Raw genomic sequence first — 16,695 nt, 5'->3', positions numbered from 1 at the left:
GCCGATCGGGGCCCGGCCCGCGGCGGTCGAGGTCTGTACCCTTCGTACCGCCGCGGCGGAGGTGCAACGCTGCGCGGGTTTCGGGTGCGGCATAGTCGGTCTACACCTCTCCTGTGTCGGAGGATGGACCGGCGGCCTCGATGCCCGCCATGGCGGCGCGTTCGTCCTCCAAGGAGGTCGCGGCCCCAGTCGACCCCACCGCGCCGAGAATTCCGCCCGCCGAGTCCCGGGTGAACACGCCGCCGGGCACGTCGAGGATGCGCCCTTCGGCGAGTGCCGCCACCGAGGTGAAGAAGGCAGGCGCGGCCGCCGCGCGGCGGGCGATCTCGCGATTGGGGAGGCCGAGCACGCCCCAGGCCTTGGCTATCGCGATCTGTGGTCGCAATATGCCGGAGCCGTCCTGGCGTTGTAACGCGACGAGATGGCCGCCCTGGCCGAGAACCGCCGCCGTGAGCGGGTCGAAGCCGTGCGCGGTGCCGTGGGCGAGCGCCTCGCTGACGATGAGCGTCGCGCGTTCCAGCGTGATCGAGGTCGTGGTAACCGTCATTTCCTACTCCTGTGTCGGGGACTTGCGGATTGCGCCCCACACGGCGCTCACCGACGCGAGCACCCAGGTGGCGCGATCAAGCCGCACGCTCACCTGATCCAGCACATGGCGCACCGACTCCAGCGCCGATTGCAGCGCGCCTTGGATCCAGGCGTGCGCGACCGACAGATGTTCGCCGGCGAAGAACACCCGCGGCGCCGGGTACGGACGCGGGGCGCCGATTTCGGCGAGGTAGCGCGCGTGCTGACCCGGTGCCAGGTAGGCGAACGCGCCACCGCCGATCCCGACCTGCTCGTCCCAGTCGGGGAAGGACTCGTCGAACAAAAGGGCGGAGGTACGGCTGGTCATCGATCAACTCCCGCAGGTTTGAAGCACTGATGACCGTCCCACCGGTCGTACCGGGGATCGGCGTATGCCTACGAGATTGAACGGACGCCTGCGCGGGCACGAGTGTTGCGCTCAGCTCGAGCGCAACACTCCGGCGCCGCGATCCGCGCCGTGCGGTATTGCCGCGCGGTAGCCAGTTCGCTTGCGCTGCAACGGTTCCGACGCCGGACTCAGGGTTTGTGGCCGAGGTCGACGCCGGGCGCGGCGTCGGTGATGACCGAGTCGGCGGCGACAACCGCGCCGCCGCCCTTGCCGCGTCTGCGTGCCCGTAGCCGCTGCTCCAGTTTGGTCGCCACCAGCGTCAGCGCGCTGTTGAGCGCGATCATGACGATGGCGATGACGATCAGCGCCGGGATCGTGTTCTGCTCGGCCGCGCCGAGCTGCTGGCCGGAGCGCACGATCTCGACGTAGGTGATCTGGTAGCCAAGCGCCGAGTCCTTGAGCGCGACCACCATCTGCGAGATCAGCGCGGGCAGCATGGCCGTGATCGCCTGCGGCAGCAGGATCAACCGCATCAGCTGGTTCTTGCGCAGGCCCAGCGCGACGGCCGCCTCGGTCTGCCCCTTCGGCAGCGAGCGGATGCCCGCGCGCACGATCTCCGCGATGACCGAGCCGTTGTAGACGGTCAGCGCGGTGACCACCGCGGCGAGCGCGAGATCCTCCGACGCGAACAGGTCGTACTCGGAGTACACCGCGAACAGGAAGATCATCAGGATCAGCACGGGAATGGCGCGCGCCACCTCGACGACGGTTCCCGCGATCCAGCGCACCACGCGATGGTCCGACAGCCGCAGGATGCCGAAGATCATGCCGACGATCAGCGCCAGCACGATGGACAGCAGCGCGGCGACGACCGTGCCGCGCAGACCGGGCAGCAGGTAGGTCGACCAGACCTCCGCCTCCAGGAACGGCTTCCACTTCTCCGCGGTGAACTGCCCCTTGTCGGCGAAACCGCGATAGAGCACCCAGCCCGTCGCGGCCACGGCGACCACGACCAGCAGCGAGTAGACGTTGTTGCGCAGCCGCGCCTTCGGGCCCGGCGCGTCGAACAGGACCGAAGCTCCCGTGCTCATCGGGCCACCTCGTATCTCTTGGCCAGCCAGCCGAAGAACAGGCCGGTCGGCAGGGTCAGGATCACGAAGCCGAGCGCGAAGATCGCGCCGATCGCCAGGACGGCGGCCTCGGTCTCGGTCATCTCCGCCATCAGGGTCGCCGCTTCGGCGACGCCGATCGCCGAGGCGATGGTGGAGTTCTTGGTCAGCGCGATCAACACGCTGCCCAGCGGGGCGATCACCGAGCGGAAAGCCTGCGGCAATACGACCAGCCGCAGGTTCTGCAGGAAGCCGAACCCGAGCGAGCGGCCCGCCTCGGACTGGCCCATCGGCACGGTGTTGATGCCCGCGCGCAGCGACTCGCAGACGAAGGAGGCGGTGTAGATGCTCAGGCCGACGACCGCGAAGCGGAAGTTGTTCTGCGCCAACGAGTCCGGCCCCTCACCGGCCAGGCGCCAGCCCATCGTCGTGTAGAGGCCCAGCGACATGAACACGATGATCAGCGTGAGCGGGGTGTTGCGGAAGACGGTGACGTAGGCGGTGCCGACCCAGCGGGCGACCGGCACGGGAGACACGCGCAGCGCCGCGACGACGGTGCCGAGGATCAGCGCGCCGACCGCGGACAGCACGGTCAGCTGGATGGTCACCCAGAAGGCTTCGAGGATTTGGCTGTCGTACCTCGAGATCAGGTCGAACACGGCGGACGCGTTCCTCCGATCGGGTCTCGATGGGCAGGGGCGGTGCGGCGGGTGGCCCGGCCCGGTCGGGGACGGGCCACCCGTGCCGGGCGGGCAGTGCGGACGCTCAGTACCGGTTCACCGTCGGCGACTGCGGGGCCTGGTAGCCCGACGCGCCGACGGTCGAGTCGAACGCCTTCTTCCAGGAACCGTCGGCGATCATCGCCTCGATCGCGTCGTTGATCTTGTCGCGCAGTTCCTTGTCGCCCTTCTTCAACCCGATGCCGTAGTTCTCCGTGGTGAACGGCTTGCCGACCACCTTGAACGCGCCGCTGCTCTGCGCCGCGTAACCGGCCAGGATGATGTCGTCGGTGGTCACCGCGTCCCAGGAGCCCGCGCGCAGGCCCTCGAGGCACAGCGAGTAGGTGTCGTTGGTCTGCAGCTGCGTATCGGGGAAGTTCTTCTCGATGTTCTGGGCCGGGGTGGAGCCCTTCACCGAGCAGACCTTCTTGCCCTTCAGGTTGTCCGGGCCGTTGATGTCGGTGTTGTCGGCGCGCACCAGCAGCGACTGTCCCGCGACGTAGTACGGTCCGGCGAAGTCGACCTTCTCCTTGCGCTTGTCGTTGATCGAGTAGGTGGCGACGATGTAGTCGACCTGCCCGTTCTCGATCAGGGTCTCGCGCTGCGGCGACGGCGCCTCCTTGAACGTGATGTCGTTCGGCTGCACGCCCAGTTTCCCGGCTACGTACTTGGCCACCTCGACGTCGAAGCCGCTGTAGGACCCGTCCTTGTTCCGCAGGCCCAGGCCCGGCTGGTCGAACTTGATGCCGATGGTGAGCTTGCCGTCCTTGGCGTGATCCAGGGCGGACTTGTCGCTGCCGCCGCCACACGCGGTGGCGGTCGCGGCGGCGAGTGTCAGGGCGATCGCCCCGACGCCGATGCGCAGAGCGCGATTGATCCTCATCGAGTTCCTTCTCCCTATCCAGTGGGTGTGCTGGCCGCTGTTCCGGCAGGTCAGTGGCTCAAGATCTTGCCCAGGAAGTCCTTCGCACGCTCGGACTTCGGGGCGGTGAAGAAGGCGTCCGGCGCCGCGTCCTCCACCACCTGGCCGTCGGCCATGAACAGCACCCGATTCCCCGCGCGGCGCGCGAAGCCCATCTCGTGGGTGACGACCAGCATCGTCATCCCGTCCTTGGCCAGCGACACCATGACCTCCAGCACCTCGTTGACCATCTCCGGGTCCAGGGCGGAGGTCGGCTCGTCGAACAGCATCACCTTCGGGCTCATCGCCAGCGCCCTGGCGATGGCGACGCGCTGCTGCTGGCCGCCCGACAGCTGCGCCGGGTACTTGTCGGCCTGATCGGCGATGCCGACCCGGTCGAGCAGCTCCATGGCGCGCGTCCGAGCGTCGTCCTTCTTGACCTTGCGGACCTTGACCGGCGCGAGCATGACGTTCTCGAGGATCGTCTTGTGCGCGAAGAGATTGAAGGACTGGAAGACCATGCCGACGTCGGCGCGCAGCGCGGCCAGCGCGCGGCCCTCGGCGGGCAGTGGGGTCCCGTCGATGGCGATGTCGCCGGAATCGATCGGCTCCAGCCGGTTGATGGTGCGACACAGCGTCGACTTGCCGGACCCCGATGGCCCCAGGACGATGACGACCTGGCCCTTGGGGACCTCGAGATTGATGTCCTTCAGCACGTGCAGGTCGCCGAAGTGTTTGTCCACATTGCGCATCGAGATCATCGGCGGCGCGCTGGTGGCGGCGCTGACGTCCCCGGCAGAGGCGTCCCCGGTCGTGCCGGGAGCGGCTGCGTCGTCGGTCATGGTCATGACCTTAGGCAAAAATCGGAAATTTGCCCGACTTTCCGCGACACACCCTCCCGCCACGCCGATTCGACATGTGCGCGTAACTTCACGGTCCCTCCGTCCTCGGGCCGCGGACGCCCCCCGAGCCTGGGCAGATGCCCGCGAAAACCGTCGGAGGCCGCCCCGTACCCTGGACGGGTGGATTCGATCGGACAGGCAGTGTTGGCTCCCGCGCCCGCCGAGGGCACAGCACGCAGTTACGAGGTCCGCACCTTCGGTTGCCAGATGAACGTGCACGATTCCGAACGCTTGTCGGGTTTGCTGGAGGACGCGGGCTACGTGAAGGCCGCGCCCGGCGCGCAGGCCGACCTCGTCGTCTTCAACACCTGCGCGGTGCGCGAGAACGCCGACAACAAGCTCTACGGCACGCTCGGGCACCTGGCGCCGATCAAGGCGAGCCGTCCCGGCATGCAGATCGCCGTCGGCGGCTGCCTGGCGCAGAAGGACCGCGACGTCGTGGTGCGCAAGGCGCCGTGGGTGGACGTGGTGTTCGGCACCCACAACATCGGTTCGCTGCCGGTGCTGCTGGAGCGGGCGCGGCACAACAGGGAAGCCCAGGTGGAGATCCTGGAGTCGCTGGAGGCGTTCCCGTCCACCCTGCCCGCCAAGCGCGAGTCCGCCTACGCGGGATGGGTTTCCATCTCGGTCGGCTGCAACAACACCTGCACCTTCTGCATCGTGCCTTCGCTGCGCGGCAAGGAGGTCGACCGCCGCCCCGGTGACGTGCTCGCCGAGGTGCAGGCGCTGGTGGACCAAGGCGTGCTCGAGGTGACGCTGCTCGGCCAGAACGTGAACTCCTACGGCGCCTCGTTCGCCGACCCGGACGAACCCCGCGACCGCGGCGCGTTCGCCAAACTCCTGCGCGCGTGCGGGCACATCGACGGCTTGGAGCGGGTCCGCTTCACCTCGCCGCACCCCGCCGAGTTCACCGACGACGTGATCGAGGCCATGGCCGAGACCCCGAACATCTGCCCGCAGCTGCACATGCCGCTGCAGTCGGGTTCGGACCGGGTGCTCAAGGCGATGCGCCGCTCCTATCGCAAGGCCCGCTACCTGGGCATCATCGACAAGGTGCGCGCCGCCATGCCGCACGCCGCGATCACCACCGACATCATCGTCGGCTTCCCCGGTGAGACCGAGGAAGACTTCCAGGAGACCCTGGACGTGGTCCGGCAGGCGCGTTTCACCAGCGCGTTCACCTTCCAGTACTCCAAGCGGCCCGGCACGCCCGCCGCCGAGATGCCCGACCAGCTGCCCAAGGCCGTGGTCCAGGAGCGCTACGACCGGCTCATCGCGCTGCAGGAGGAGATCTCCCTTGCCGCCAACCGCGAGCTGGTCGGCACCGAGGTGGAATTGCTGGTAGCCGATGGCGCCGGCAAGAAGAACGCCGCCACCGCGCGGATGAGCGGCCGCGCCCGCGACGGCAGGCTCGTGCACTTCCGCCCGGGCGGCACGGCCGAGCCGATCCGCCCCGGCGACCTGGTCACGGTGGACATCACCGCAGCGGCGCCGCACCACTTGGTCGCCGATGCCGCGATCAAGAGCCACCGCCGCACCCGCGCCGGTGACGCGCACGAGCGTGGCGTCACGCCGAAGACGGCGCCGATCGGCGTGGGGCTCGGATTGCCCCGCATCGGCGCGCCCGCACCCGAACCGGCGGCCGCGGGCTGCTCGACCGGCTGCGGCGCATGACCACGAACGCGGACGACGATGACGACGTCACTCGTGGCGTGGAAGGGTCTGCCGCGTCCGGCGAGGACCAGCCCGGCGCGTCCGCGGCTCCGGGGCGCGAGCAGGCGCGCCCCGCTGGAGACGAACGAAACGAGGACTCAGTGAGCTCGGTCGAGAGCACCAGCGACTTCGAACAATTCCGCGACGATCTGGACGCCGTCGAGCGCAAGATCGCCGGTGAGATCGATCCCGGGGTCCGCGCGATGGTCGTGGCAGGCGCGGTGTTCGTGCTGCTGGCCTCGCTGGTGCTGCCGCACGCGGGCGCGGCGCGCGGCTTCGACGTGCTGCTGAACACCGACGTCGCGCGGGCCGAGCACATCGGGCTGCCCTCGCGGATCTTCGTGTGGTTCGTGGTGGTGTTCGGCATCGGGTTCTCGATGCTGGCGCTGATGACCCGCCGCTGGGTGCTCGCGTGGATCGCGGTCGCGGGCAGCGCCGTGGCGGCCGTGTTCGGCGTGCTGTCCATCTGGCACCGCCAGACGCCGGGACTCGGCAACTACATCGGCGCAGGCCCCGGCATCGGCCTGATCCTCGGCGCGATCGTGACCGTCGTGCTCACCTTCCACTGGATCCGGGTGGTGTGGAGCCGGACCGCGCTGCACCTGGCCGCCGAGGAGCAGCGCCGCAACGCCGCCGCGGCGGCGGAGGAACGCGACCGCCGTCGCCTCATGGGCGATTCCTGACCGGAGCCTGTTCCGCGAACGACAGCGGCCCCTCCCGGTCGGGAGGGGCCGCTGTCGGTGTCCGGTGTCAGCGGTTGCTGACGGCGCCCTCGGCGGCCTCGGCCCACTCCCGCCACTGCTTGGCCTGTTCCAGCGCCTTCTCCGCGTCGCGGGCCTTGCCCGCGGCCTGCGCTTTCGCGGCCTGCTCCTCGAACTGCGCCACACGCTCACGGAACTGGGCGGCGCGGGCCATCGCCTCCGGATCGGTGCGCCGCCACTGCGCGTCGACGGCGTCGCGCACGCGCTTCTCGATCGCCCGCAGCTTGCCTTCCAGTTCCTGCATGCGCTCGCGCGGGACCTTGCCGATGGCGTCCCACTTGTCCTGGAGTTCGCGCAGCGCGCCGCGCGCGGCTTCCAGGTCGGCGGACGGATCGATGAAGGCGTAGGCGTTCAGCAGTTCCTCCTTGGCGGCGGCGTTCTGCTCGAACTCGGCGTCGCGCTCGGAGACCGCGGCGTTGCGCGCGGCGAAGAAGACGTCCTGGGCGCTCTTGAAGCGCCGCCACAGCGCCTCGTCGGCCTCGCGCGGTGCGCGACCGGCGGCCTTCCACTCGGTGAGCAGGTCGCGGAAGACGCTGGCGGTGCCCACCCAGTCGGTGGAGCCGGACAGCTCCTCGGCCTGCACGCACAGTTCTTCCTTGCGCGCCTTCGCGGCGGCGCGTTCGCGATCCAGTTCGGCGAAGTGCGCGCCGCGGCGCCGGTTGAACGCCTCGCGCGCCTTGGAGTAGCGCTTCCACAGCGCGTCGTCGACCTTGCGGTCCACGCCGCGGATGGATTTCCACTCGTCGAGGATCTCCCGCAACCGATCGCCCGCGGCCTTCCACTGGGTGGACTCGGCGGCGATCTTCTCCGCCTCGGCGGCCAGCGCCTCCTTGCGTTCGGTGTGCTCGTGCCTGGCGCGCTCCTTCTCTTCCTTCGCGTGCGCGGCGGCTTCCTCGGAGTGTTCGGCGATGGCTTGCAGGCGGCGGGCCAGGCCCTCGATGTCGCCGATGACGGCGGCGGTCGGCAGCGACTCGGCCAGCGCGACGGCGGCGGCCTTGGTCTTGCGCGCGTCCGCGCCCGCGGCCAGCCTGGCCTCCAGCAGGGCGACCTCGGTGGCCAGATCGTCGAACCGGCGGCCGAAGTGGGCGAGGCCCTCCGCGGCGTCACCGGCCTGCCACGAGCCGACCTGGCGTTCGCCCTCGGCGGTCTTCACCCAGGCGGTGCCGTCTTCGTCGACCCGGCCCCACAGGCTCGGATCGGAGACGGTGGGCACGACGACGGGATGGGGATGCTGCTGGGCCGGGCCCGGGGCGGGTTTGACCGCGTGCGGTTTGGGCGGTTGAATCGAGCGGCCCGGTTTCGGGGCACCGGAAGAACGGGGCATCTTGCCGGGGCCGGCTTTCGCGGTTCCGTTGCTGTCGGTCATTTTTCCTCGTCCCTGCCGCGCGTCACGGCTGCCTGGTTACGCCCTAGCTCATCCCATTCAACCCGGTCCGAGCCCTTGTGACCATCGATCCACGCCTTCCCACGGAGGAATCCCGGGGATTCCAACCCCTGATGACCTGGGTTGTAGCTCCTCGAACACTATCAATCCTGGCGGTGTTTCCGGCAGAGACACTCGAAGCCGGGCGGCGCCGGTGCTCCGGGCAACGACTACGGTTACGACGTGTTCTCCGTCGCCGTCCTCGTCCCTTCGCCGCCCGTGCTGGTTCCCGAACTGTGCGGCGGCCGGACGGACACGGCGGGACCAGGGGATTCGGACCCGCGCGCGGTGCTGCGGTCGGCGGTGCTCGACACCGTGCGCGCCCTCGCGGCCGTGACGGGCCGCTGGACGGTGGTCGGCGTCGGTGCGGACGACCGCACGTTCGGTCCCGATACCGCGGGTACGTTCCGTGGCTTCGGCGTTGACGTGCGGGTCGGCCTCTCCCGTGCCGCGGTCGCCGGGGGGAGCCCGGCCGATGCCGGGTTGCCGCTGGCCGTGCTGATCGGCGCGTGGTTGCGCGGGCAGGTGGCCCCCGAGGCGGTCGCCGAGGCGAGCATCGTCGCCGCGGGCGCTCCCGCGCGGCATTGCCAGGAGTACGGGGCGAAGCTGCGGGCGGAGCTGGACGGCGACGACGAGCCGCGCGGTGTGCTGGTCGTCGCCGACGGGGCGGCGACGCTGTCCGTCAAGGCCCCCGGCTATCTCGACGAACGGGCGCGTCCGACGCAGGATCGGCTCGACCACGCGCTGAGCACCGGTGATCGCGCCGCGCTGCGGGCACTCGACCCCGAGTTGTGCGCCGAACTGGGCGTGGCGGGCCGCCCGGCCTATCAGGTGCTGGCCGGACTGTTCCGCACCGACCCCTTGGTGGAGACGCGGTACCGCGACGCTCCGTTCGGCGTCGGCTACCACGTGAGCCTCTGGCGGCCCGTGGGAGACGACGCGCCGTGACGGACCCCGACATCACTCCGATCGCGGTCGTCGGCCCCACCGCGACCGGCAAATCCGACCTCGCTCTCGACCTGGCCGAACGACTCGGCGGCGAGATCGTGAACATCGACGCCATGCAGCTGTATCGCGGCATGGACATCGGCACCGCGAAGCTGCCCGTCGCGCAGCGCCGCGGCATCCCGCACCACCAGCTCGACGTGCTCGAGGTGACCGACACCGCGTCCGTGGCCGCGTATCAGGCGGCGGCGAGCGCGGACGTCGTCGCGATCATGGGGCGCGGCCGGGTGCCCGTCATCGTGGGCGGCTCGATGATGTACGTCCAGGCGCTGCTGGACGAATGGGAGTTCCCGGCCACCGATCCGGCGGTGCGGGCGCGGTGGGAGGCGGTGCTCGCCGAGCAGGGCGTCGCGGCCGTGCACGCGGCGCTGCGCGCGGCCGATCCGGCGGCCGCGGCCACCATCCTGCCCACCGACGGGCGCCGCATGGTGCGTGCGCTCGAGGTCGTGGAACTCACCGGACGGCCGTTCGCCGCCTCGGCGCCGACCATCGGGCGGCCGCGCTGGGGCACCGTCATCATCGGCGTCGACCGGGAGACCGCGGCGCTGGACGCGCGCATCGAGCGGCGCACCGCGGCCATGTTCGAAGGCGGGCTGGTCGAGGAGGTGCTCGGCCTGATCGAGCGCGGCTTGCGGGAGGGCGTCACGGCCCGCCGCGCGATCGGCTACGCACAAGTCCTGGCCTATTTGGACAACGAATACGACCTGAACCACGCTCAGGAACGCACCCTGATCGGCACCCGGCGCTATGTGCGCAGGCAACGCTCCTGGTTCCGGCGCGATCCCCGGGTGCGGTGGGTGGACGGCGCCGCCCCGGACGCGGCCGCGACGGCGCTGGCCCTGCTCGACGAGAAAGAACGGACTTCGCAGTGACCCGACGTGTGAGCACGCGCAACGCCTCCGTCCAGGTGTGGCAGGCCTACCTCAACAACCGCACCAAACGTCATCGCGACGGTCGTTTCCTGGTGCAGGGGGTCCGTCCGATCACGCAGGCCCTGGCCAACGACTGGCCGCTGGAGACGCTGCTGTACCGCCTCGGCGGCCCCGAGCTGTCCGGCTGGGCGCGTGAAGTGCTGGACACCAGCGGCGTGCCGCAGGTCGGTCTCGTGCCCGAGCTGATGGCCGAGCTCGGCGAGAAGTCCGGCGGCATACCGGAACTGGTCGCCGTCGCGGAGTCGCGCCAGCCCGAGCTGGAGACCTTCGAACCGGGTGAGCCTGGTGAGGACGCGCCGGTGGTCGTGGTGTTCGACCGGCCCAACTCGCCGGGCAACCTCGGCACGCTGATCCGTTCGGCCGACGCGTTCGGCGCCAGCGGCGTCATCGTCACCGGGCACGGCGCCGACCAGTACGACCCCCAAGCGGTGCGCGCCTCGACCGGTTCGCTGTTCGCGGTGCCGGTGATCCGCGCCGCCGGGCCGGCGCAGGTGCTGGAGTTCCGCAACCGGCAGATCCGCCGTGGCATCCCCACCCGCATCGTCGGCACCGACGAGCACGGCAGCCACGCCGCCTACGATTACGACTTCACCGACGCGACCGTGCTCGTCGTCGGCAACGAGACCAGCGGCATGAGCGCCGCCTGGCAGACGGCCTGCGACGACCTGGTACACATCCCGATGGGTGGCACGGCCAGCTCGCTGGGCGCGCCGTCGGCGGCCGCGGTGGCGCTCTACGAAATTTCCCGGCAGCGCCGGACGTTTGCCAAGTGACGACGAGACAGGGAGACATCGCACGTGCCGGACATCGAGTTCACCAAGGGCCACGGCACCGAGAACGATTTCGTGGTGCTGCCGGACCCGCAAGCCGGTCTCGCGCTGACCGCCGAGCAGGTCGGCGCGCTGTGTGATCGCAGGCGCGGGCTCGGCGCGGACGGCGTGCTGCGGGTCGCGCGGGCCGGTGCCCTGCGGGACGCCGGTGTGCTCTCGGCGCTTCCCGACGGCGTGGCAGCAGACGACTGGTTCATGGACTACCGCAACGCCGACGGCTCGATCGCCGAGATGTGCGGCAACGGGGTGCGCGTGTTCGCGCACTACCTGCACGCGTCGGGACTGGAGACCCGCGACAGCTTCGTCGTCGGCAGCCGCGCCGGCGCGCGTCCGGTCACCGTGCATGCCGGGAACTCGGTCACCGGGGATGTCACCGTCGGCATGGGCCGGGTGCGCGAACTCGGCCCGTCCACCGCGACCATCGCGGGCTGGGCACTTGCCGGGATCGGCATCGATGTCGGCAATCCGCATCTGGCCTGCGTCGATGCGGGCATGTCCGCCGACGCGCTCGGAAAGCTCGACCTGACCGTGCCGCCCGGCTTCGATCCGGATCTGTTCCCGCACGGAGTGAACGTGGAGATCGTCACGGCGCTGGACGCCGAGGCGTCGGTGGACATGCGGGTCTACGAGCGCGGTGTGGGCGAAACGCGTTCCTGCGGAACGGGAACCGTCGCCGCGGCCGCCGCGGCGCTGGCCGCCGACGGCTTCCGGATCGCCGAGGATTCCGGCCGGGTGACGGTCCGCGTGCCGGGTGGTGAACTGACCGTCGGGCTCGAGCGCGGCTCGGCGTGGCTGCGCGGTCCGTCGGTGCTGGTGGCCACCGGCCGCCTCGCCGGATCCTGGTGGGAGGGCCGGTAGCGGCGTCGCGCCCGGATAACCGCGTGCGTGCTGCGGTGATGTCGTGGCAGCATGGATGGTGTATGAGGAAATCAGAGACGTATGAATTCACTCCGGCGGACGCGGACGACCGCGCCGCCGATGCGGCCGACGACGCGGTGACGGGCGAAGACGCGGTGACCGGCGACGTCGTCGCCGAGCACCGGGCACGGATGCAGCGTTCGGGCTGGTCGGCCGATCCCACCACGGGTGAACTCCAGTTGGAGGACCGCAGCTCGCTGCGCCGCGTCGCGGGCCTGTCCACCGAGCTCACCGACATCACCGAGGTCGAGTACCGGCAGCTGCGCCTGGAGCGCGTCGTGCTGGTCGGGGTATGGACCACGGGGACCGCCACGCAGGCCGAGGCCAGCATGGCCGAGCTGGCCGCGCTCGCCGAGACCGCGGGCTCCGAGGTGCTGGAAGCGCTGATCCAGCGCCGCGACCGGCCGGATCCGGCCACCTACATCGGCTCCGGCAAGGCCGACGAGCTGCGTTCCGTGGTGCTGGAGACCGGCGCGGACACCGTCATCTGTGACGGTGAGCTGACCCCGGCCCAGCTGACCGCCTTGGAGAAGGTGGTCAAGGTCAAGGTGGTCGACCGCACCGCGTTGATCCTGGACATCTTCGCCCAGCACGCCACCTCCAGGGAGGGCAAGGCGCAGGTCTCGCTGGCCCAGATGGAGTACATGCTGCCCCGGCTGCGCGGCTGGGGTGAGTCGATGTCCCGGCAGGCCGGTGGCCGCGCCGGTAGCAACGGCGGCGTGGGCCTGCGCGGTCCCGGTGAGACCAAGATCGAGACCGATCGCCGTCGCATCCGCGAGCGCATGGCCAAGTTGCGGCGGGAGATCCGCGAGATGAAGACCGCGCGCGACACCATGCGAGCGCGCCGCACCTCGAGCGGCATCCCGTCCGTGGCGATCGTCGGCTACACCAACGCCGGGAAGTCGAGCTTGATGAACAAGCTCACCGGCTCGGGCGTGCTGGTCCAGGACGCGCTGTTCGCCACCCTCGATCCGACCACCCGCAGGGCCGAGCTGGACGACGGGCGCGAGGTCGTCTTCACCGACACCGTCGGCTTCGTGCGGCACCTGCCGACTCAGCTGGTCGAGGCGTTCCGCTCCACCTTGGAGGAGGTGACCGGCGCCGACCTGCTGCTGCACGTGGTGGACGGCTCCGACGCGCTACCCGCCGAGCAGATCAAGGCGGTCCGCGAGGTGATCACCGATGTGATCAAGGAGTCCGGCACGCCTGCCCCGCCCGAGCTGCTGGTGGTGAACAAGACCGACGCCATGGGGCCGACCGAGCTCACGAACCTGCGTGCGCTGCTGCCCGACGCCTCGTTCGTCTCCGCGCACAGCGGCGACGGCATCGACGCGCTGCGCGAGCGGCTGGCCGAGATGCTCGGCGGCTTGGACGTGGAGATCAGCGTGCTGTTGCCGTACACGCGCGGTGACCTGCTCGCCCGCATCCACGCGGACGGTCGCATCCTGGGCTCGGATCACGAGGAGGGCGGAACCCGCGTTCGCGCGCGCGTCCCGCACGCTCTGGCCGCCGCCCTGTCGGAGTACGCGCACGCGGGGACCGACGGTACGCGGGAGTAGGCGAGTATCCCGGATCTCACCCCAGCGCGATCGGTGGGCGAGGAGGTGGGAGGCGGTCTCGCCGCCGAACCCGCTGGCGCCGACCGGGTGGACTCCGTCCGACGCCACCAACGCACAGGTCCCCGCCGGGCGCACGAACCACACCGGTCCGGTCGGGACGTGGCCGTCACCGAAGTGCGGGTTCGCGACGGGCTTGCCGGGACAGCGAACAAGCTGGTCATCACCCGGATCGGGCGTGTCGCGGCGCGACGCGCACATCCGGTGCGACGCAGTCGATTTCGTTGCGCTATCGTCATCGAATCGACATCAGGAGGGTTCATGTCGGACGCCAGCTCCGATTCCCGCGCTCGGCGCTCCGGCGCCGCGAACAGCGCCGACCCGGCGCTCACCGACGGCGCGCCGCTGTCGGTTTCGCTGACCGACACCGATCTGCGGGTGATCGACACCCTGCTGGCGCCGCTGCGCGCCTGGACCAGTCCGCGCTTCTACGGCTTGGAGAACATCCCGGCCGACGGCCCGGTGCTGCTGGTCGGTAACCACAATCTGCTGGGCGGCATCGACGCACCGCTGTTGCTGCCCGAGGTGCTGCGCCGTCGCGGCCGCCTCATCCGCGGTCTCGCGGAGAACGTGCTGATCAACGTGCCAGGTGTCCGTCACCTGCTGCACCACTACGGCGCGGTGCGCGGAACGCGGTCGAACTGCCTGTCCTTGCTGCGGCGCGGCGAGGCCGTGCTGGTGTTCCCCGGCGGCGGCCGGGAGGCGGTGCGCCGCAAGAACGAGAAGTACCTGCTGAAGTGGGAAGGGCGCAGCGGTTTCGCGCGCATGGCCATCGAGGCGGGCGCGCCCATCGTTCCGGTCGCGATGATCGGCGTCGACGACGCGTACGACATCGTGGTCGACGGCGACCATCCGCTCCTGCGCCCGCTGCGCTGGACCGTGGAAGCGCTGGGACTCAGCCGCGACCTCACCCCGCCGCTCATCCGCGGCGTCGGCCCCACCGTCATTCCGCGCCCGGAGCGCTTCTATTTCTCCGCGGGCGCGCCCATCGACCCGGCGCCGTGGCGCAACGCGGGCGACATGCACGCCGCCGCCGTGGAATTCCGCGACGTGGTGCGCAAAGCGCTGGAGGAGGAGATGAACTTCCTCTTCGCCGAGCGGGCACGCGACGAAGGACGCACTCTGGTGGGCCGTTTGCGCGGTTGGTTGAAACGCTGACCTCGGCTCGGTCGGTCGCGATCCGACCCGGCGCCGGGCTCGCGCTCACCAGCGCAGGACAAGCCTCTGTTTCGCCGTCGACCAATTCTCCGGTCGGTGCGAAGCCCAGCGAGCGTTAGAAGCCTTCAGGGCTGCCCGGCCCGCGGCCGTAACTGGTGTAGAGCGCTCGCACACTTCGTACACGGTCTCCGCGGTGATCCTGCGCAGTTCCAGGATGCGCTCGGCGACGGCTGAAGGACCCATCCGCTCTTGGTACCCGAGCACGCACGGGGGTTCAACGCAATTTGTGAACCACCCGCGGTGTCCGGCGCGCCGAGGGACCACTCGCTCCGACGAACCTCGCTGCGAATCGTCGGCTCTGCGGAACAACGTCGAGCGGTGTCGTGCTGCCGCGAAGGTCTCGACCGTTTGCCGGGAATCTCGTCCGCTGATCTCTACCCGGTCCGCCGCTCCTGGTGAGACCATGGTTTCAGCCCCAGAAGTGAACAGGGATTCTCGCTCCGGGTACGGTATGGGGCAACGACTGGTCGGTGTGGACCGGCCGGTGTGGTCACTAGGAGGTTGGCGTGGAACGCACACTGTTCGAACCCGAGCACGAACTGTTCCGGGAGTCGTTCCGCAAGTTTCTCGATCAGCACGTCGCGCCGAATCACGCGAAGTGGGAGGAGCAGGGCATCGTCGACCGGGAGGTCTGGCTCGAGGCGGGCAAGCAGGGCTTCCTCGGCATGGCCATGCCGGAGCAGTACGGCGGCGGCGGGGTGAAGGACTTCCGCTACAACGCCATCGTCTCGGAGGAGTGCGTGCGCGGCCAGTACTCCGGCCTGGGCTTCTCGCTGCACAACGATGTGATCGCGCCTTATCTGCTCGAGCTGGCCAACGACGAGCAGAAGCAGCGCTGGTTGCCCGGCTTCTGCGCGGGCGAGATCATCACCGCGATCGCGATGACGGAACCGGGCACCGGTTCGGACCTGCAGGGCATCAAGACCCGCGCGGTGCGCGACGGGGACGACTGGATCCTCAACGGCGCCAAGACCTTCATCACCAACGGCATCAACTCCGACATCGTGATCGTGGTGGCGCAGACCGACCCGGAGAAGGGGGCGATGGGCTTCAGCCTGCTCGTGGTCGAGCGCGGCATGCCCGGCTTCGAGCGCGGCCGCAACCTGGACAAGCTGGGCCTCAAGGCCCAGGACACCGCCGAGCTGAGCTTCACCGACGTGCGCGTGCCCGGCAAGAACCTGCTCGGCACCGAGGGGATGGGCTTCATCCATCTCATGCAGAACCTGCCGCAGGAACGCCTGTCGATCGCGGTCATGGCGGCGGCGGCGATGGAGTCCTGCCTGGACATGACCGTGCAGTACGTCCGCGACCGCAAGGCGTTCGGCAAGCCGATCGGCGCGCTGCAGAACACCCGCTTCGTGCTCGCCGAACTGGCCACCAAGACCACCGCGGTGCGCCTGATGGTCGACAAGTTCATCGAACTGCTCAACGAGGGCAAGCTGGCCGCGGAGGACGCGGCGATGGCCAAGTGGTGGAGCACCGAGGAGCAGCTCGACCTGATCAACCGCTGCCTGCAACTGCACGGCGGATACGGCTACATGAAGGAATACCCCATCGCCAAGGCCTACATGGACGCCCGCATCCAGACCATCTACGGCGGCACCACCGAGATCATGAAGGAGATCATCGGGCGCAGCTTGAAACTGGCCTGATCGCAGGAGAGCCGGCTCGGGCCGTCGGTTGTCGTCGGCCCGGGTTGCGGCACAATCGCCTCTCGAGGCGCGGGCGAACT

At 69.9% G+C, this 16,695-nt stretch carries 16 protein-coding genes; 9 read left to right on the top strand and 7 right to left on the bottom strand.

Annotated elements, in window-relative coordinates; all coding sequences use genetic code 11:
* Positions 1-100: 100 nt before the first annotated feature.
* From ACWDMM_RS09675 to ACWDMM_RS09650, 6 genes are all read right to left on the bottom strand, one after another.
* Complete coding sequence (locus ACWDMM_RS09675; RefSeq protein WP_357108095.1) at positions 101-547, bottom strand: GlcG/HbpS family heme-binding protein; 447 nt, start codon at positions 545-547, stop codon at positions 101-103.
* A 3-nt stretch (positions 548-550) separates the two neighbouring features.
* Entirely contained in the window at positions 551-895 is a 345-nt protein-coding gene (locus ACWDMM_RS09670; protein WP_323124738.1) for an FAD-dependent oxidoreductase, read from the bottom strand.
* Between the two features lie 209 nt (positions 896-1,104).
* On the bottom strand, positions 1,105-2,007 hold the full coding sequence (locus ACWDMM_RS09665; RefSeq protein WP_195078848.1) for an amino acid ABC transporter permease: 903 nt from the start codon (positions 2,005-2,007) through the stop codon (positions 1,105-1,107).
* A complete protein-coding gene (locus ACWDMM_RS09660) occupies positions 2,004-2,684 on the bottom strand; it encodes an amino acid ABC transporter permease (protein WP_357108091.1) in 681 nt (226 codons plus the stop codon). The genes ACWDMM_RS09665 and ACWDMM_RS09660 overlap by 4 nt, the downstream gene beginning before the upstream one ends.
* Before the next feature lie 106 nt (positions 2,685-2,790).
* Positions 2,791-3,627 (bottom strand): glutamate ABC transporter substrate-binding protein, encoded by an 837-nt coding sequence (locus tag ACWDMM_RS09655; protein WP_195078850.1) that lies wholly within the window; start codon positions 3,625-3,627, stop codon positions 2,791-2,793.
* 50 nt (positions 3,628-3,677) lie between these two features.
* Complete coding sequence (locus ACWDMM_RS09650) at positions 3,678-4,406, bottom strand: amino acid ABC transporter ATP-binding protein (protein ID WP_195078963.1); 729 nt, start codon at positions 4,404-4,406, stop codon at positions 3,678-3,680.
* Between the two features lie 261 nt (positions 4,407-4,667).
* Here ACWDMM_RS09650 and miaB point away from each other — a divergent pair, with 261 nt between their 5' ends.
* Together miaB and ACWDMM_RS09640 are read left to right on the top strand one after the other, a co-directional pair.
* Positions 4,668-6,221, top strand: a complete 1,554-nt coding sequence (miaB, locus tag ACWDMM_RS09645) for a tRNA (N6-isopentenyl adenosine(37)-C2)-methylthiotransferase MiaB (protein ID WP_357206797.1) — start codon at positions 4,668-4,670, stop codon at positions 6,219-6,221.
* Positions 6,218-6,943, top strand: a complete 726-nt coding sequence (locus ACWDMM_RS09640; protein WP_449936874.1) for an Rv2732c family membrane protein — start codon at positions 6,218-6,220, stop codon at positions 6,941-6,943. Before miaB ends, ACWDMM_RS09640 begins: the two co-directional genes overlap by 4 nt.
* Positions 6,944-7,010: 67 nt before the next feature.
* Here the strand turns inward: ACWDMM_RS09640 and ACWDMM_RS09635 are convergent, their stop codons facing one another.
* Positions 7,011-8,387 (bottom strand): DUF349 domain-containing protein, encoded by a 1,377-nt coding sequence (locus ACWDMM_RS09635; protein WP_195082159.1) that lies wholly within the window; start codon positions 8,385-8,387, stop codon positions 7,011-7,013.
* Between the two features lie 240 nt (positions 8,388-8,627).
* Between ACWDMM_RS09635 and ACWDMM_RS09630 the strand changes: the two genes are divergently transcribed.
* The 7 genes from ACWDMM_RS09630 to ACWDMM_RS09600 all read left to right on the top strand — a co-directional run bounded on the left by ACWDMM_RS09630 (position 8,628) and on the right by ACWDMM_RS09600 (position 16,615).
* On the top strand, positions 8,628-9,392 hold the full coding sequence (locus tag ACWDMM_RS09630) for a hypothetical protein (RefSeq protein ID WP_449936872.1): 765 nt from the start codon (positions 8,628-8,630) through the stop codon (positions 9,390-9,392).
* Positions 9,389-10,321, top strand: a complete 933-nt coding sequence (miaA, locus tag ACWDMM_RS09625) for a tRNA (adenosine(37)-N6)-dimethylallyltransferase MiaA (RefSeq protein ID WP_324190600.1) — start codon at positions 9,389-9,391, stop codon at positions 10,319-10,321. The genes ACWDMM_RS09630 and miaA overlap by 4 nt, the downstream gene beginning before the upstream one ends.
* The gene (locus tag ACWDMM_RS09620) at positions 10,318-11,154 is read left to right on the top strand and encodes a TrmH family RNA methyltransferase (protein WP_195042463.1); all 837 of its coding nucleotides are present in this window, start codon (positions 10,318-10,320) and stop codon (positions 11,152-11,154) included. The genes miaA and ACWDMM_RS09620 overlap by 4 nt, the downstream gene beginning before the upstream one ends.
* A gap of 33 nt (positions 11,155-11,187) precedes the next feature.
* Positions 11,188-12,069: a diaminopimelate epimerase gene (dapF, locus tag ACWDMM_RS09615; RefSeq protein ID WP_449936943.1), complete on the top strand. Its 882-nt coding sequence runs from the start codon at positions 11,188-11,190 to the stop codon at positions 12,067-12,069.
* Positions 12,070-12,260: 191 nt separating this feature from the next.
* Positions 12,261-13,688, top strand: coding sequence for a GTPase HflX (hflX, locus tag ACWDMM_RS09610; protein WP_195082385.1), 1,428 nt, complete (start codon positions 12,261-12,263; stop codon positions 13,686-13,688).
* A gap of 318 nt (positions 13,689-14,006) precedes the next feature.
* Complete coding sequence (locus tag ACWDMM_RS09605; RefSeq protein WP_195082162.1) at positions 14,007-14,903, top strand: lysophospholipid acyltransferase family protein; 897 nt, start codon at positions 14,007-14,009, stop codon at positions 14,901-14,903.
* Between the two features lie 566 nt (positions 14,904-15,469).
* Positions 15,470-16,615, top strand: a complete 1,146-nt coding sequence (locus ACWDMM_RS09600) for an acyl-CoA dehydrogenase family protein (RefSeq protein ID WP_195082163.1) — start codon at positions 15,470-15,472, stop codon at positions 16,613-16,615.
* The last annotated feature ends 80 nt before the right edge of the window (positions 16,616-16,695 follow it).

The organism is Nocardia sp. NPDC003726, assembly GCF_053586955.1.
Note: the sequence above shows the minus strand (reverse complement) of the source record. Positions and strands in the feature narration are given on the sequence as shown.

Coding starts and splice junctions, on each gene's coding strand:
- ACWDMM_RS09675 (WP_357108095.1), bottom strand. CDS start 547: ATGACGGTTACCACGACCTCGATCACGCTGGAACGCGCGACGCTCATC.
- ACWDMM_RS09670 (WP_323124738.1), bottom strand. CDS start 895: ATGACCAGCCGTACCTCCGCCCTTTTGTTCGACGAGTCCTTCCCCGAC.
- ACWDMM_RS09665 (WP_195078848.1), bottom strand. CDS start 2,007: ATGAGCACGGGAGCTTCGGTCCTGTTCGACGCGCCGGGCCCGAAGGCG.
- ACWDMM_RS09655 (WP_195078850.1), bottom strand. CDS start 3,627: ATGAGGATCAATCGCGCTCTGCGCATCGGCGTCGGGGCGATCGCCCTG.
- ACWDMM_RS09650 (WP_195078963.1), bottom strand. CDS start 4,406: ATGATCTCGATGCGCAATGTGGACAAACACTTCGGCGACCTGCACGTG.
- ACWDMM_RS09640 (WP_449936874.1), top strand. CDS start 6,218: ATGACCACGAACGCGGACGACGATGACGACGTCACTCGTGGCGTGGAA.
- ACWDMM_RS09635 (WP_195082159.1), bottom strand. CDS start 8,387: ATGACCGACAGCAACGGAACCGCGAAAGCCGGCCCCGGCAAGATGCCC.
- hflX (WP_195082385.1), top strand. CDS start 12,261: ATGCAGCGTTCGGGCTGGTCGGCCGATCCCACCACGGGTGAACTCCAG.
- ACWDMM_RS09605 (WP_195082162.1), top strand. CDS start 14,007: ATGTCGGACGCCAGCTCCGATTCCCGCGCTCGGCGCTCCGGCGCCGCG.